General features: G+C 59.0%; 18 protein-coding genes. 9 read left to right on the forward strand and 9 right to left on the reverse strand.

Annotated features, from left to right (window positions below; genetic code table 11):
- Window positions 1-2: 2 nt before the first annotated feature.
- The 9 genes from rapZ to QOM10_RS04640 form a co-directional block, all read right to left on the reverse strand.
- Complete coding sequence (gene rapZ, locus QOM10_RS04600) at window positions 3-860, reverse strand: RNase adapter RapZ (protein ID WP_038357533.1); 858 nt, start codon at window positions 858-860, stop codon at window positions 3-5.
- 2 nt (window positions 861-862) lie between these two features.
- On the reverse strand, window positions 863-1,327 hold the full coding sequence (ptsN, locus tag QOM10_RS04605; protein ID WP_077571129.1) for a PTS IIA-like nitrogen regulatory protein PtsN: 465 nt from the start codon (window positions 1,325-1,327) through the stop codon (window positions 863-865).
- Window positions 1,328-1,338: 11 nt separating this feature from the next.
- Window positions 1,339-1,647 carry a ribosome hibernation-promoting factor, HPF/YfiA family gene (hpf, locus tag QOM10_RS04610; protein ID WP_150749559.1) on the reverse strand — a complete coding sequence of 103 codons (309 nt, stop codon included), beginning with the start codon at window positions 1,645-1,647 and terminating at the stop codon, window positions 1,339-1,341.
- Window positions 1,648-1,720: 73 nt separating this feature from the next.
- The gene (locus tag QOM10_RS04615) at window positions 1,721-3,214 is read right to left on the reverse strand and encodes an RNA polymerase factor sigma-54 (RefSeq protein WP_127925837.1); all 1,494 of its coding nucleotides are present in this window, start codon (window positions 3,212-3,214) and stop codon (window positions 1,721-1,723) included.
- 187 nt (window positions 3,215-3,401) lie between these two features.
- Window positions 3,402-4,127: an LPS export ABC transporter ATP-binding protein gene (gene lptB / locus QOM10_RS04620; protein ID WP_008085069.1), complete on the reverse strand. Its 726-nt coding sequence runs from the start codon at window positions 4,125-4,127 to the stop codon at window positions 3,402-3,404.
- Complete coding sequence (gene lptA / locus QOM10_RS04625; RefSeq protein ID WP_038357536.1) at window positions 4,127-4,672, reverse strand: lipopolysaccharide transport periplasmic protein LptA; 546 nt, start codon at window positions 4,670-4,672, stop codon at window positions 4,127-4,129. The genes lptB and lptA overlap by 1 nt, the downstream gene beginning before the upstream one ends.
- A complete protein-coding gene (lptC, locus tag QOM10_RS04630) occupies window positions 4,659-5,231 on the reverse strand; it encodes an LPS export ABC transporter periplasmic protein LptC (RefSeq protein WP_127925838.1) in 573 nt (190 codons plus the stop codon). The genes lptA and lptC overlap by 14 nt, the downstream gene beginning before the upstream one ends.
- Window positions 5,232-5,239: 8 nt before the next feature.
- Entirely contained in the window at window positions 5,240-5,764 is a 525-nt protein-coding gene (locus tag QOM10_RS04635) for a KdsC family phosphatase (RefSeq protein WP_007912407.1), read from the reverse strand.
- Window positions 5,764-6,738, reverse strand: a complete 975-nt coding sequence (locus QOM10_RS04640) for a KpsF/GutQ family sugar-phosphate isomerase (RefSeq protein WP_127925839.1) — start codon at window positions 6,736-6,738, stop codon at window positions 5,764-5,766. The genes QOM10_RS04635 and QOM10_RS04640 overlap by 1 nt, the downstream gene beginning before the upstream one ends.
- A 275-nt stretch (window positions 6,739-7,013) precedes the next feature.
- Between QOM10_RS04640 and QOM10_RS04645 the strand changes: the two genes are divergently transcribed.
- The 9 genes from QOM10_RS04645 to hisD all read left to right on the forward strand — a co-directional run bounded on the left by QOM10_RS04645 (window position 7,014) and on the right by hisD (window position 13,902).
- Window positions 7,014-7,823, forward strand: a complete 810-nt coding sequence (locus tag QOM10_RS04645) for an ATP-binding cassette domain-containing protein (protein WP_007912403.1) — start codon at window positions 7,014-7,016, stop codon at window positions 7,821-7,823.
- Window positions 7,823-8,620, forward strand: coding sequence for a lipid asymmetry maintenance ABC transporter permease subunit MlaE (gene mlaE, locus QOM10_RS04650; protein WP_007912402.1), 798 nt, complete (start codon window positions 7,823-7,825; stop codon window positions 8,618-8,620). The genes QOM10_RS04645 and mlaE overlap by 1 nt, the downstream gene beginning before the upstream one ends.
- Window positions 8,620-9,087: an outer membrane lipid asymmetry maintenance protein MlaD gene (gene mlaD, locus QOM10_RS04655; RefSeq protein WP_007912400.1), complete on the forward strand. Its 468-nt coding sequence runs from the start codon at window positions 8,620-8,622 to the stop codon at window positions 9,085-9,087. The genes mlaE and mlaD overlap by 1 nt, the downstream gene beginning before the upstream one ends.
- An 11-nt stretch (window positions 9,088-9,098) precedes the next feature.
- Window positions 9,099-9,746 (forward strand): phospholipid-binding protein MlaC, encoded by a 648-nt coding sequence (locus QOM10_RS04660; RefSeq protein WP_034154487.1) that lies wholly within the window; start codon window positions 9,099-9,101, stop codon window positions 9,744-9,746.
- Window positions 9,743-10,048, forward strand: a complete 306-nt coding sequence (locus QOM10_RS04665; protein ID WP_127925840.1) for a lipid asymmetry maintenance protein MlaB — start codon at window positions 9,743-9,745, stop codon at window positions 10,046-10,048. Before QOM10_RS04660 ends, QOM10_RS04665 begins: the two co-directional genes overlap by 4 nt.
- Before the next feature lie 115 nt (window positions 10,049-10,163).
- Window positions 10,164-10,403 carry a BolA family protein gene (locus QOM10_RS04670; protein WP_008085051.1) on the forward strand — a complete coding sequence of 80 codons (240 nt, stop codon included), beginning with the start codon at window positions 10,164-10,166 and terminating at the stop codon, window positions 10,401-10,403.
- A 22-nt stretch (window positions 10,404-10,425) separates the two neighbouring features.
- The gene (murA, locus tag QOM10_RS04675; RefSeq protein ID WP_007912385.1) at window positions 10,426-11,691 is read left to right on the forward strand and encodes a UDP-N-acetylglucosamine 1-carboxyvinyltransferase; all 1,266 of its coding nucleotides are present in this window, start codon (window positions 10,426-10,428) and stop codon (window positions 11,689-11,691) included.
- Window positions 11,692-11,815: 124 nt separating this feature from the next.
- The gene (gene hisG, locus QOM10_RS04680; RefSeq protein ID WP_007912384.1) at window positions 11,816-12,451 is read left to right on the forward strand and encodes an ATP phosphoribosyltransferase; all 636 of its coding nucleotides are present in this window, start codon (window positions 11,816-11,818) and stop codon (window positions 12,449-12,451) included.
- A 125-nt stretch (window positions 12,452-12,576) separates the two neighbouring features.
- Window positions 12,577-13,902 (forward strand): histidinol dehydrogenase, encoded by a 1,326-nt coding sequence (hisD, locus tag QOM10_RS04685; RefSeq protein ID WP_127925842.1) that lies wholly within the window; start codon window positions 12,577-12,579, stop codon window positions 13,900-13,902.

Consider the following 13,902-nt stretch of genomic DNA (forward strand, 5'->3'; position numbering starts at 1 on the left):
CTTTAAGTGAGGTCGCGGTGGCGAACCTGGACGTTCTTCAGGGTTTTCTGCAGGGCCTGACCCAGACGTTCGGTCAGGTAGACGGAGCGGTGATGCCCGCCGGTGCAGCCAATGGCAATGGTGACGTAGGCACGGTTGCTGGCGGCGAAGCGCGGCAGCCACTTGTGCAGGTAGGTGAAGATGTCCTGAAACATTTCTTCGACCTCCGGCTGTGCCGCCAGGTATTCAGCCACCGGCGCATCGAGACCCGATTGCGCACGCAGTTCCGGCTTCCAGTACGGATTGGGCAGGCAGCGCACATCGAACACCAGATCCGCATCCACCGGCATGCCGCGCTTGAAGCCGAAGGACTCGACCAGAAATGCGGTGCCCGGCTCTGGCTGATTCAGCAGACGCAGCTTGATGGAGTCGCGCAACTGGTACAGGTTGAGGTTGGTGGTGTTGATTTTCAGGTCGGCGAGGTCGGCGATCGGGCCGAGCAGGGCGGTTTCATCCTGGATCGCTTCGGCCAGCGAGCGATTGGCGTTGCTCAGTGGATGGCGTCGGCGGGTCTCGGAGAAACGCTTGAGCAGGGTTTCTTCGTCGGCGTCCAGATACAGGACATCGCACTGGATGTGCTTGGCCCGGACATCTTCAAGCAACTCGGGAAAGCGCGTCAGATGGCTCGGCAAGTTACGCGCATCGATCGACACGGCCACCAGCGGTTGCGCCAGCTCAGTGTGAATCAGCGCGCGTTCGGCCAGTTCCGGCAGCAAGCCTGCGGGCAGGTTGTCGATGCAGTAATAGCCGTTGTCCTCAAGGACATCCAGAGCCGTGCTTTTACCCGAGCCGGAACGGCCGCTGACGATGATCAAACGCATGATTAATGCCCGTTCTGCTCGCTCAGGACGACCTGATACAAGGCTTCGCTACTCGGTGCGCTACGCAGCTTTTCGCGCACTTCCTTACGATCCAGCATGCTGGCGATCTGACGTAGCAACTCCAGATGCGCATCGGTGGCGGCTTCCGGGACCAGCAAAACAAACAGCAGGTCAACCGGAGCGCCGTCAATGGCGTCGAAATCGATCGGAGCGTCAAGGTGCATCAGCGCGCTGATCGGCGCTTGGCAACCCTTGAGGCGGCAATGGGGGATGGCGATGCCGTTACCAAAACCGGTGGAACCGAGTTTTTCACGGGCAATCAACGCCTCGAAGACATCCTGCATGGCCAGATCCGGCACTTCGCGGGCGATCAGGTTGGCAATTTGTTCGAGGGCTTTCTTTTTACTGCCACCCGGCACGTTCACGAGGGAACGGCCGGGGGTCAGGATACTTTCAAGTCGGATCATGGAATGGGGGGTTATCGACCGGTCGCGCCCTGGAGCAGGCTCTGGGTCTTTTCCTTATGCTTTTTGAGTTGTTTATCCAGCTTGTCGGTCAAGGCGTCGATCGCGGCATACATATCGGTATGTTCTGCGTTGGCGACCACTTCACTGCCGGGGATATGCAAGGTGGCTTCGATTTTCTGCTTAAGCTTTTCGACGCACATCGTGACTTGCACGTTGGTGATCTTGTCGAAATGGCGCTCTAATCGTTGAAGTTTCTCATTGATGTAGCCGCGCAGAGGTTCGGTCACTTCCAGTTGGTGTCCACTGATGTTGACTTGCATACAGCTTCTCCTTCGTTGCCAGTGCATAAAGCGGCAGGCTGGATAGCCTGCCACTGGAACGCTGTAACGTGGCTTACATCAACCGCTTGCGTTCGCTCGAAGGCGCGATCCCTAAGGATTCGCGGTACTTGGCGACGGTGCGGCGAGCCACCTGAATGCCTTGTGCCTCCAGTAAACCAGCGATCTTGCTGTCACTCAACGGCTTTTTCTGATTTTCCGCGGCAACCAGTTTTTTGATGATCGCGCGGATCGCCGTGGACGAGCATTCGCCGCCTTCGGAAGTGCTGACGTGGCTTGAGAAAAAGTATTTCAGCTCATAAATACCGCGCGGGGTATGCATGAATTTCTGGGTGGTCACCCGCGAAATCGTCGATTCGTGCATGCCGACCGCTTCGGCGATGTCATGCAGGACCAACGGCTTCATGGCTTCGTCGCCGTACTCCAGAAAACCGCGCTGATGCTCGACGATCTGGGTGGCAACTTTCATCAGGGTTTCGTTGCGGCTCTGCAGGCTCTTGATGAACCAGCGGGCTTCCTGCAACTGGTTGCGCATGAAGGTGTTGTCGGCGCTGGTGTCGGCTCGACGGACGAAACCGGCGTACTGGGCGTTGACGCGCAGGCGCGGCACCGATTCCTGGTTCAACTCGACCAGCCAGCGCTCATTGTCCTTGCGCACAATGACGTCAGGCACAACGTATTCGGCTTCGGTGGATTCGATCTGCGAACCTGGGCGCGGATTAAGGCTCTGCACCAGTTCGATGACCTGACGCAGTTCGTCTTCCTTGAGCTTCATGCGGCGCATCAACTGGCTGTAGTCGCGGCTGCCCAGCAGGTCGATGTAATCGCTGACCAAGCGTTTCGCTTCAGCCAGCCAAGGTGTCTTGGCCGACAACTGGCGCAATTGCAGCAGCAGGCATTCGCCGAGGTTGCGCGCGCCGATGCCGGCCGGCTCGAACTGTTGAATGCGGTGCAGGACGGCTTCGATTTCGTCCAGTTCGATGTCCAGCTCCGGGTCGAACGCCTCAAGAATTTCTTCGAGGGTTTCGTCCAGGTAGCCCTGATTGTTGATGCAATCGATCAGGGTCACGGCGATCAGGCGATCGGTATCGGACATAGGTGCGAGATTCAGTTGCCACAGCAAATGGCTTTGCAGGCTCTCGCCGGCAGAGGTGCGGGTGGTGAAGTCCCACTCGTCATCATCGTTGCTGGGCAGGCTGCTGGCGCTGGTCTGGTAGACGTCTTCCCAGGCGGTATCGACCGGAAGCTCGTTGGGGATGCGCTCGTTCCATTCGCCGTCCTCGAGGTTGTCGACCGTCGGGGCGGTTTCCTGATAGGACGGTTCCTGGATCTCGGTGTTGGGCTTCTGTTCGGCGTTGTCAGCCATGGGGTCGGAATTATCGAAGTCTTCGCCTTCTTCCTGGCGTTCGAGCATCGGATTGGATTCCAGCGCCTCCTGGATTTCCTGTTGCAGATCCAGGGTCGACAATTGGAGCAGGCGGATGGCCTGTTGCAGCTGCGGTGTCATCGTCAGCTGCTGGCCCATTCTCAAGACTAGCGATGGTTTCATGGCAGGGGCTTAACACCTTATTCGCCGGCGCTATGCGCCATCCACTACAGGGCGCCGAGGCGCCAAACTTAAGCAAATTATATGCCTGAAACTGAAGTGTTTGCCTAGAGCGCTGTAACAATTAAAGCGGATTAAATCCTGCTTGAATCGATACAGCGCCCCGGCGGCGCACCGGGCACTGTTGCGCTTACAGGCGGAACTCGTGGCCCAGATACACTTCCTTGACCAGATCGTTGGCCAGGATGGTTTCTGCATCGCCTTCAGCGATCAGTTGACCATCGTTGACGATGTAAGCGGTTTCGCAGATGTCCAGCGTTTCACGGACGTTGTGGTCGGTGATCAGCACACCGATACCCTTGGCCTTGAGGTGGTGGATGATCTGCTTGATGTCGCCGACCGAAATCGGGTCGACACCGGCGAACGGTTCGTCGAGCAGGATGAATTTCGGTGCAGTCGCCAGTGCGCGAGCAATTTCCACCCGGCGGCGTTCACCACCGGAAAGGCTCATGCCGAGGTTGTCGCGGATGTGGCTGATGTGGAATTCCTGCAGCAGGCTTTCCAGCTCCTTGCGACGGCCGGCCTTGTCGAGTTCCTGGCGGGTCTCGAGGATGGCCATGATGTTATCGGCCACCGACAGTTTGCGGAAGATCGACGCTTCTTGCGGCAGATAGCCGATACCGGCCTTGGCGCGACCGTGCATTGGCTGATGGCTGACGTCCAGATCGTCGATCAGTACGCGGCCCTGATCGGCCTGTACCAGGCCGACGATCATGTAGAAGCACGTGGTCTTGCCGGCACCGTTCGGGCCGAGCAGGCCGACGATCTGGCCGCTGTCGATCGACAGGCTGACGTCACGCACGACCTGGCGGCTTTTATAGGCCTTGGCCAGGTGCTGAGCTTTCAGAGTTGCCATTACTGGGTTTTCTCGTCGGTTTTCTTCTTCGGCTGGATCACCATGTCGATGCGCGGACGCGCCTCGGTGACCTTGCTGCCGGTAGCGCGACCGGCGCTGGCCAGTTTCTTCACGGTGTCATAGACGATTTTCTCGCCCTGAGTGACGTTGCCGTCTTTGTCGACGACCTTGGCCTTGTCGATCAGCACGACGCGGTTTTGCTGGGCGTGGTATTGAATCGTCACGCCGTAGCCTTGAACCGGTTTGGTGTCGCCCTGGGTTTGCAGCTGCTCGAAGTAAGCCAGGTTGCCCACGGAGGTCACTACGTCGATATCGCCATTCGGCGCGCGAGTCATGGTGACCGTGTTGCCTTTAACGATCATCGAGCCCTGGGTGATGATCACATCACCTTTATAGGTAGCGATGCCGTTCTTGTCATCCAGTTGGGCGTCGTCGGCCTGAATGCGGATAGGTTGCTGCTGATCGTTCGGCAGAGCCCAGGCGCTCACGCTTCCCAGTGCTGCGCCCAGACTGAGCAAAATAGGGAGGGTTTTAACGAGCCTCATACTGTCCTCTTACGTTCGATAGCAGGTGTATCCTGCTTTCCTTCAGGTACGCTTTCATTCCAACGCCAGTCGATACACCGCCAGCGCCGTCGATTCTAACGGGTTGCTCGGTCTGCGCATATTCCTGCTGCGGGAACACGGTCATGCGCGTGGAAGTGATCAGGATGTCACGCTTCTTTTCGTCGGTGCGCGCAACGCGTACCGAATCGATCAGCTCGACTTCGGTGCCGCCTGAGTTCACTTCACCGCGCTCACTGGTCACGTGCCACGGGAAGTCCGTTCCGCGGTACATGTTCAGATCGGGTTTGGTCACCAGCGTGACGTCGGTTGCCTTTACGTGCTCGGCCTTTTCCGACGTCATTTCATACTGCACCTTGCCATCCGGCAGATATTGCAGGGTGTGCGTGTTGGTCGCATACCAGTCGATAGGCGTTTCCACCGAGGTGACCGGTGGTTTGTCGAGAAAGCGTTCCGGGCTGATATTCCAATAGCCGACCGCGGCGAAAATCGCAGCGATGCAGCCGAACAGCAGGAAGTTACGAAATTTTTTGCTGAACATGGTTTGGCTCACAGGTACGCGGCGTTGGCCGCATCGAGGCGGCCCTGGGCGCGCAGGATCAATTCGCAGAATTCGCGGGCGGCGCCTTCACCACCGCGAGCGCGGGTCACGCCATGGGCGTGTTCGCGGACGAAGTCGGCGGCGTTGGCCACGGCCATGCCTAAACCTACGCGACGAATCACCGGCAGATCGGGCAGGTCGTCACCGAGATAGGCAACCTCTTCATAGCTTAGGCCCAGTTGCTCGAGAAGACCGTCGAGAACGACCAATTTGTCTTCGCGCCCCTGAAACAGGTGGGGGATGCCGAGGTTTTTCGCGCGACGCTCGACCACCGGGGTCTTGCGACCGCTGATGATAGCGGTCTGCACGCCGGCGTTCATCAGCATCTTGATGCCCTGGCCATCGAGGGTATTGAAGGTCTTGAACTCACTGCCGTCTTCGAGGAAGTACAGGCGCCCGTCGGTGAGAACGCCGTCGACGTCGAAAACCGCCAGTTTGATCGCTTTGCCGCGTTGCAGCAGATCGTTACTCATTACATGACTCCTGCGCGCAGCAGATCGGAGAGGTTGAAGGCGCCGACCGGGCGATCTTCCTCGTCTACGACTACCAATGCGTTGATTCGGTGGTCTTCCATGATTTTCAGGGCCTCGGCGGCCAGCATTTCCGGCCGGGCAGTCTTGCCGTGAGCGGTCATTACCTGATCGATGGTGGCGCTGCGAATGTCGATGCTGCGATCCAGCGTGCGGCGCAGATCGCCGTCCGTGAAGATCCCGGCGAGTTTGCCGTCAGTTTCAAGAATGACGGTCATGCCCAGACCTTTACGGGTCATTTCCATCAGTGCGTCCTTGAGCAGCGTGCCGCGCTGTACTTGCGGCAACTCCTGACCGGCATGCATGACGTTTTCCACTTTCAGCAACAGGCGACGGCCAAGGGCGCCACCCGGATGAGAAAAGGCGAAGTCTTCGGCAGTGAAACCGCGCGCCTCCAGCAACGCTACGGCCAGCGCATCACCCATGACCAGCGCTGCGGTGGTCGAGGAGGTCGGCGCCAGATTCAGCGGGCAGGCCTCATGTTCGACGTGAACGTTGAGATTGACCTCGGCCGCCTTGGCCAGCGGCGATAGCGGGTTGCCGGTGACGCTGATCAGCTGGATACCCAGACGTTTGATCAGCGGCAGCAGGGTGACGATTTCGTTGGTCGAGCCGGAGTTCGACAGGGCCAGAATCACGTCATCACGAGTGATCATGCCCATGTCGCCATGGCTGGCCTCGGCCGGGTGCACGAAAAAAGCCGGGGTGCCGGTGCTGGCCAGGGTCGCGGCAATCTTGTTGCCGATGTGCCCGGATTTGCCCATGCCGACCACAACTACACGGCCCTTGCTGGCCAGAATCATCTCGCAAGCGCGTACGAAATCGGCGTCGATATGGGGCAACAAGCCTTGTACGGCTTCCACTTCGAGTTGGATGGTGCGTTGTGCCGATTGAATCAGGTCGCTGGATTGGCTCATGTCAGAAATCGTATAGCCCGATGAAAAGGCGGCGATTATAGCGGTTATGTGGCAAAGCCTCACGCAAGTTCGTCGCGCTTTGTCATTACTCGTTACCAAAACCCGGTAAAAGAGCCTGCGGACCTGTCATATCGCCGAACTCAGGCTGGTACAAGCCTTGGGCGCGTAGCCTTTGCAGTGATATAGTTCGCCGCCAGTTCGGCCTGCCCGGGATGTACGTACTTTTTAAGTAAAGACAGGCGTCCGAGTGAGAGGCTGCATCGCAAGGAGTTTAGATGAGTGCCGATAACGCCTACGCGGTCGAGCTGAAGGGAGTCTCCTTCAAGCGCGGTGCGCGCAGCATTTTCAATAACGTCGATATTCGCATACCGCGCGGCAAGGTCACCGGCATCATGGGGCCTTCCGGGTGTGGCAAGACCACGCTGCTGCGATTGATGGGCGCACAATTGCGTCCTGCCAGCGGCGAAGTCTGGGTCAACGGCCAGAATCTGCCTGCGCTTTCGCGCAGCGATCTGTTCGATGCGCGAAAGCACATGGGTGTGCTGTTTCAAAGCGGCGCGCTGTTCACCGATCTCGATGTGTTCGAGAACGTGGCTTTCCCCCTGCGTGTTCATACCGATTTGCCGGAAGAAATGATCCGCGACATCGTCCTGCTCAAGTTGCAGGCGGTCGGTCTGCGCGGAGCCATCGAGTTGATGCCGGATGAGCTGTCCGGTGGCATGAAGCGCCGCGTCGCACTGGCGCGGGCGATTGCGCTCGATCCGCAGATCCTCATGTACGACGAACCGTTCGTCGGGCAGGACCCGATCGCCATGGGCGTGCTGGTCCGTCTGATTCGCCTGCTCAACGACGCGCTGGGGATCACCAGTATCGTGGTGTCCCACGATCTGGCGGAAACCGCGAGCATCGCCGATTACATCTATGTTGTCGGTGATGGTCAGGTACTGGGGCAGGGTACGCCGGACGAGTTGATGAACTCGGACGAGCCGCGTATCCGTCAGTTCATGACCGGCGATCCCGATGGCCCGGTGCCGTACCATTTTCCAGCGACGGATTACCGCGCAGATCTTCTGGGGAAGCGCTGATGCGCAGAATTTCATTAATAGAACGCGTGCGCCGGTTCGGCGAGGCGGCGATCGACGCCGTCGCGGTGTTCGGTCGTGCGACGCTGTTCCTGTTTCATGCTCTGCTGGGGCGCGGCGGGATCAGCGGTGGCTTCAGCCTGCTGGTCAAGCAACTGCATTCAGTCGGCGTGATGTCGCTGGTGATCATCGTCGTTTCGGGGATTTTCATCGGCATGGTGCTGGCGCTGCAGGGCTTCAGCATTCTGTCGAGCTACGGTTCGGAGCAGGCGGTGGGGCAGATGGTTGCGCTGACCTTGCTGCGTGAACTGGGTCCGGTGGTGACTGCGCTGTTGTTCGCCGGTCGTGCCGGTTCGGCACTGACTGCCGAGATCGGCAACATGAAATCCACCGAACAGCTTTCCAGTCTGGAAATGATCGGCGTCGATCCGCTCAAGTACATCATTGCCCCGCGCCTGTGGGCCGGCTTCATTTCCCTGCCGGTGCTGGCGATGATTTTCAGCGTGGTCGGGATTTGGGGCGGTTCGTGGGTGGCCGTCGACTGGCTGGGTGTGTATGAAGGCTCTTATTGGGCGAACATGCAGAACAGCGTGAACTTCACCAGTGACGTGCTTAACGGCGTCATCAAAAGTATCGTTTTCGCCTTTGTCGTGACCTGGATCGCCGTATTCCAAGGCTATGACTGTGAGCCCACTTCCGAGGGCATCAGTCGCGCCACCACCAAGACTGTAGTGTTTGCCTCGCTGGCAGTGCTCGGCCTGGACTTTATTCTGACTGCTTTGATGTTTGGAGATTTCTGATGCAAAACCGCACCCTGGAAATCGGTGTCGGCCTGTTCCTGCTGGCAGGGATCCTGGCTTTGTTGCTGCTTGCTTTGCGGGTCAGTGGTCTGTCTCCGACGTCGACCACCGATACCTATAAACTTTATGCGTATTTTGACAATATCGCCGGTTTGACGGTCAGAGCCAAAGTGACCATGGCCGGTGTGACCATCGGCAAGGTCACGGCAATCGATCTGGATCGCGACAGCTTCACCGGTCGGGTAACCCTGCAAGTGGATAAAAAGGTCGACAACCTGCCGACCGACTCCACAGCGTCTATCCTGACCGCTGGTCTGCTGGGCGAGAAGTACATTGGTATCAGCGTAGGCGGGGAAGACAAGCCGCTGAAGGATGGTGGAACCATTCACGACACGCAGTCGTCACTGGTACTGGAAGACCTTATCGGTAAATTCCTGCTCAATACCGTTAGCAAAGACGCCAAATGAGGAGCTTTTGAATGATCTCTATCTTGCGACGTAGCCTGTTGGTGTTACTGGCGGCTCTGCCGTTGATGGGTAACGCCGTGGCTGCTGCAACTTCGGCACATGATCTGGTGCAGGACACAACCACCCGGTTGCTGGCCGATCTGGCTGCCAACAAAGAGAAATACAAGCAGGATCCGACTGATTTCTACGCGGCGCTCAACAGCATTGTCGGTCCGGTGGTGGATGCTGAAGGCATTTCCAAGAGCATCATGACGGTCAAGTATTCGCGCAAGGCCACGCCGGCGCAGATGCAGACCTTCCAGGAAAACTTCAAGAAAGGCCTGTTCCAGTTCTACGGCAATGCCTTGCTCGAGTACAACAACCAGGGCATTACCGTTGACCCTGCCAAAGACGAATCGGGCGACCGCACCAGCGTCAACATGACCGTCAAGGGCAGCAGCGGCGCAATCTATCCTGTGCAGTACACGCTGGAGAAGATCAACGGCGAGTGGAAACTGCGCAACGTGATCATCAATGGCATCAACATCGGCAAACTGTTCCGTGATCAGTTCGCCGACGCGATGCAGCGCAATGGCAACGATCTGGACAAAACCATCAATGGTTGGGCCGGTGAAGTGGCCAAGGCCAAAGAAGCCACCGAAAAGAACCCCGCGCAATGAACGAGGCCGCAGTTCGTATGAGTGATGTCGACGAGCTTCTGCTCAGCGGAGTGCTGGACTATCGCACCGGTGCCGACCTGCGCAAGCAAGGCCAGACGCTGATCAAGTCCAGCAAGGCTGCTTCGCTGGTGATCGATTGCTCGGCGGTGAAGAAGTCCAGCAGCGTCGGTTTGTCGTTGCTGCTGTGCTTCATGCGCGATGCGAATGCGGCCGGAAAGGCTGTCAGCATCCGCGCGATGCCCGAAGACATGCGCGAAATCGCTCAGGTCAGTGAACTGACCGAACTGTTGGCGCACCCCTGAAACAGCATCTATAAAGAAGCCCCCCGTCAGAGTCCTGCCATGCGGGGTTCGCAGGCGCGGGGCTTTTTTGTATGATGTCCGACCCGTGCGCACAGGGCGCCGATTGAGGTTGAGCATGCAGGCCGTAGAAGTGAAGAGCTTCCTTGAAGGAAAGCTGCCCGGAACGTTGGTAGAAGTTGAGGGCGAAGGCTGCAATTTCCAGCTGAACGTGATTAGCGATGAACTGGCGGCGTTGAGCCCGGTGAAGCGTCAGCAGCAGGTCTATGCCCATTTGAACCCATGGATCACCGATGGCAGCATCCATGCGGTCACTATGAAATTTTTCAGCAGCGCGGCCTGGGCCGAGCGCACCTGAGCCTTAGGGCGTCGAGATTCTTATGGATAAATTGATTATTACCGGTGGCGCTCGTCTTGATGGCGAGATCCGCATTTCCGGCGCAAAAAACTCCGCCCTGCCGATCCTGGCCGCCACCCTGCTGTGCGATGGCCCGGTGACCGTTGGCAACCTGCCGCACCTGCACGACATCACCACCATGATCGAGCTGTTCGGTCGCATGGGCATTGAGCCGGTGATCGACGAGAAACTCAGCGTCGAAATCGACCCGCGCACCATCAAGACCCTGATCGCCCCGTACGAACTGGTGAAAACCATGCGTGCGTCGATCCTGGTACTGGGCCCGATGGTTGCCCGTTTCGGTGAAGCCGAAGTCGCACTGCCTGGCGGTTGCGCCATCGGTTCGCGTCCGGTCGACCTGCACATCCGTGGCCTCGAAGCCATGGGCGCGGTCATCGACGTCGAAGGCGGCTACATCAAGGCCAAGGCGCCGGAAGGCGGCCTGCGCGGTGCGCACTTCTTCTTCGATACCGTCAGTGTGACCGGTACCGAGAACATCATGATGGCCGCGGCTCTGGCCAAGGGCCGCAGCGTGTTGCAGAACGCTGCTCGCGAGCCTGAAGTGGTCGACCTGGCGAACTTCCTCAACGCCATGGGCGCCAAGGTTTCCGGTGCTGGCACCGACACCATCACCATCGATGGCGTCGAGCGTCTGGGTTCGGCTTTCTATAAGGTCATGCCTGACCGTATCGAAACCGGCACCTACCTGGTTGCCGCTGCCGTTACCGGTGGTCGCGTCAAGGTCAAGGACACTGATCCGACCATCCTTGAAGCAGTTCTGGAAAAACTCCGTGAAGCCGGTGCAGAAATCACCTGCGGTGAAGACTGGATCGAGCTGAACATGCACGGCAAGCGTCCGAAAGCAGTCAACGTGCGCACTGCGCCGTACCCTGCATTCCCGACCGACATGCAAGCGCAGTTCATCTCGCTCAACGCCATTGCCGAAGGCACCGGTGCGGTGATCGAGACGATCTTCGAAAACCGTTTCATGCACGTGTACGAACTGCACCGCATGGGCGCCAAGATCCAGGTCGAAGGCAACACTGCCATCGTCACCGGTACCGAAGTCCTCAAAGGCGCGCCAGTCATGGCCACCGACCTGCGGGCTTCGGCCAGCCTGGTGATCTCGGCACTGGTTGCCGAGGGCGATACGCTGATCGACCGCATCTACCACATCGACCGTGGTTATGAGTGCATCGAAGAAAAACTGCAGATGCTGGGCGCCAAGATCCGTCGCGTTCCGGGCTGATTGCTGCATTGGGACACAGGGACGTGTCCACTGATTTTAAGAGTCGAGCCGGTTTCCGGCTCGATGTGTGTCCGGCGCCGATTGCGACCGGACATGAGTACCTTGATAAGGACTGACGTTTCCCATGTTGACCATCGCACTGTCCAAGGGCCGCATCCTTGACGACACCCTGCCGCTTCTCGCCGAAGCGGGCATCGTGCCGACCGAGAATCCGGACAAGAGCCGCAAGCTGATCATCCCCACGACGCAGGACGACGTTCGTCTGCTGATCGTGCGAGCCACCGATGTGCCGACCTATGTCGAGCATGGCGCGGCCGACCTTGGCGTTGCCGGTAAAGACGTGTTGATGGAATACACCGGCCAGGGTCTTTACGAACCACTGGATCTGCAGATTGCTCAGTGCAAGCTGATGACCGCCGGCAAGATCGGCGCGCCGGAGCCCAAGGGCCGTCTGCGCGTAGCGACCAAGTTCGTCAACGTTGCCAAGCGTTACTACGCCGAGCAAGGCCGTCAGGTCGACATCATCAAGCTGTATGGCTCGATGGAGCTGGCGCCACTGATCGGTCTGGCCGACAAGATCATCGACGTGGTCGACACCGGTAACACCCTGCGCGCCAATGGCCTGGAACCTCAGGAACTGATCGCCACGATCAGCTCGCGCCTGGTGGTCAACAAGGCTTCGATGAAAATGCAACACGCCCGAATCCAGGCGTTGATCGATACCCTGCGCAACGCAGTGGAATCGCGACACCGCGGCTGATTTACCTGCGCGGCCCCAGGTCGCGCCGTCTATCCGCCTCATAGCCAGAATTCTCAGGTGCCTAAGCGGATCGGATGATAGTTTCGGGCGCCTGAGTTTTTTGCCATTCCTATGAGGCTCTCGCTATGACCGCAACGACTGCAATTCGCCGACTCAACGCTGCTGACCCGGATTTCGCGCATCATCTGGATCATCTGCTGAGCTGGGAAAGTGTGTCTGACGACTCGGTCAATCAGCGCGTGCTGGACATCATCAAGGCTGTGCGCGAACGTGGTGACGCGGCGCTGGTCGAGTTCACCCAGAAATTCGACGGCCTCGAAGTCGCTTCGATGGCCGACCTGATCCTGCCGCGCGAGCGTCTGGAACTGGCGCTGACGCGCATCACCGTGCCACAGCGCGAGGCATTGGAAACAGCCGCCGCCCGCGTGCGCAGCTACCACGAAAAACAGAAGCAGGATTCCTGGAGCTACACCGAAGCTGACGGCACGGTATTGGGCCAAAAGGTCACACCGCTGGATCGTGCCGGCCTGTACGTGCCGGGTGGCAAGGCGTCGTATCCGTCGTCGGTGTTGATGAACGCGATCCCGGCCAAGGTCGCCGGCGTGACCGAGGTGGTCATGGTCGTGCCGACCCCGCGCGGTGAGATCAATGAGCTGGTGCTGGCGGCTGCGTGCATCGCCGGCGTCGACCGAGTGTTCACCATTGGTGGCGCGCAAGCTGTCGCTGCCTTGGCCTACGGTACCGAAAGTGTGCCGAAAGTCGATAAGGTGGTTGGCCCGGGCAACATCTATGTCGCCACGGCCAAGCGTCACGTGTTCGGTCAGGTCGGCATCGACATGATCGCCGGTCCTTCGGAAATCCTCGTGGTCTGCGACGGCCAGACCGATCCGGACTGGATCGCCATGGACCTGTTCTCGCAAGCCGAGCACGACGAAGACGCGCAGGCGATTCTGGTCAGCCCGGACGCCGAGTTCCTCGACAAGGTTGCGGCGAGCATCGACAAACTGCTGCCGACCATGGACCGCGCGACGATCATCGAAACCTCGATCAATGGCCGTGGTGCGCTGATTCACGTGAAGGACATGGCGCAAGCCATCGAAGTCGCCAACCGCATCGCCCCGGAACACCTGGAGCTGTCGGTCGCTGATCCACAGGCCTGGCTGCCGCAGATCCGCCACGCCGGCGCGATCTTCATGGGCCGTCATACTTCCGAAGCGCTGGGCGATTACTGCGCAGGTCCGAACCACGTATTGCCAACTTCGGGCACCGCGCGCTTCTCTTCGCCGCTGGGTGTGTATGACTTCCAGAAGCGCTCGTCGATCATCTTCTGCTCCGAGGCCGGTGCTTCGGAACTGGGTAAGACTGCATCGGTACTGGCCCGTGGCGAATCCCTGAGCGCGCACGCGCGCAGCGCCGAATACCGCATCAAAGACGAATCGAAGGGGAACTGA

The sequence above is a fragment of the Pseudomonas sp. P108 genome (assembly GCF_032613195.1).
Lineage (GTDB): Bacteria > Pseudomonadota > Gammaproteobacteria > Pseudomonadales > Pseudomonadaceae > Aquipseudomonas.

What these genes read in the sequence shown, in the direction of transcription:
- rapZ (WP_038357533.1), bottom strand. Translation starts at nt 860, where the DNA reads ATGCGTTTGATCATCGTCAGCGGCCGTTCCGGCTCGGGTAAAAGCACG.
- ptsN (WP_077571129.1), bottom strand. Translation starts at nt 1,327, where the DNA reads ATGATCCGACTTGAAAGTATCCTGACCCCCGGCCGTTCCCTCGTGAAC.
- hpf (WP_150749559.1), bottom strand. Translation starts at nt 1,647, where the DNA reads ATGCAAGTCAACATCAGTGGACACCAACTGGAAGTGACCGAACCTCTG.
- QOM10_RS04615 (WP_127925837.1), bottom strand. Translation starts at nt 3,214, where the DNA reads ATGAAACCATCGCTAGTCTTGAGAATGGGCCAGCAGCTGACGATGACA.
- lptB (WP_008085069.1), bottom strand. Translation starts at nt 4,127, where the DNA reads ATGGCAACTCTGAAAGCTCAGCACCTGGCCAAGGCCTATAAAAGCCGC.
- lptA (WP_038357536.1), bottom strand. Translation starts at nt 4,672, where the DNA reads ATGAGGCTCGTTAAAACCCTCCCTATTTTGCTCAGTCTGGGCGCAGCA.
- lptC (WP_127925838.1), bottom strand. Translation starts at nt 5,231, where the DNA reads ATGTTCAGCAAAAAATTTCGTAACTTCCTGCTGTTCGGCTGCATCGCT.
- QOM10_RS04635 (WP_007912407.1), bottom strand. Translation starts at nt 5,764, where the DNA reads ATGAGTAACGATCTGCTGCAACGCGGCAAAGCGATCAAACTGGCGGTT.
- QOM10_RS04640 (WP_127925839.1), bottom strand. Translation starts at nt 6,738, where the DNA reads ATGAGCCAATCCAGCGACCTGATTCAATCGGCACAACGCACCATCCAA.
- QOM10_RS04645 (WP_007912403.1), top strand. Translation starts at nt 7,014, where the DNA reads ATGAGTGCCGATAACGCCTACGCGGTCGAGCTGAAGGGAGTCTCCTTC.
- mlaE (WP_007912402.1), top strand. Translation starts at nt 7,823, where the DNA reads ATGCGCAGAATTTCATTAATAGAACGCGTGCGCCGGTTCGGCGAGGCG.
- mlaD (WP_007912400.1), top strand. Translation starts at nt 8,620, where the DNA reads ATGCAAAACCGCACCCTGGAAATCGGTGTCGGCCTGTTCCTGCTGGCA.
- QOM10_RS04660 (WP_034154487.1), top strand. Translation starts at nt 9,099, where the DNA reads ATGATCTCTATCTTGCGACGTAGCCTGTTGGTGTTACTGGCGGCTCTG.
- QOM10_RS04665 (WP_127925840.1), top strand. Translation starts at nt 9,743, where the DNA reads ATGAACGAGGCCGCAGTTCGTATGAGTGATGTCGACGAGCTTCTGCTC.
- QOM10_RS04670 (WP_008085051.1), top strand. Translation starts at nt 10,164, where the DNA reads ATGCAGGCCGTAGAAGTGAAGAGCTTCCTTGAAGGAAAGCTGCCCGGA.
- murA (WP_007912385.1), top strand. Translation starts at nt 10,426, where the DNA reads ATGGATAAATTGATTATTACCGGTGGCGCTCGTCTTGATGGCGAGATC.
- hisG (WP_007912384.1), top strand. Translation starts at nt 11,816, where the DNA reads ATGTTGACCATCGCACTGTCCAAGGGCCGCATCCTTGACGACACCCTG.
- hisD (WP_127925842.1), top strand. Translation starts at nt 12,577, where the DNA reads ATGACCGCAACGACTGCAATTCGCCGACTCAACGCTGCTGACCCGGAT.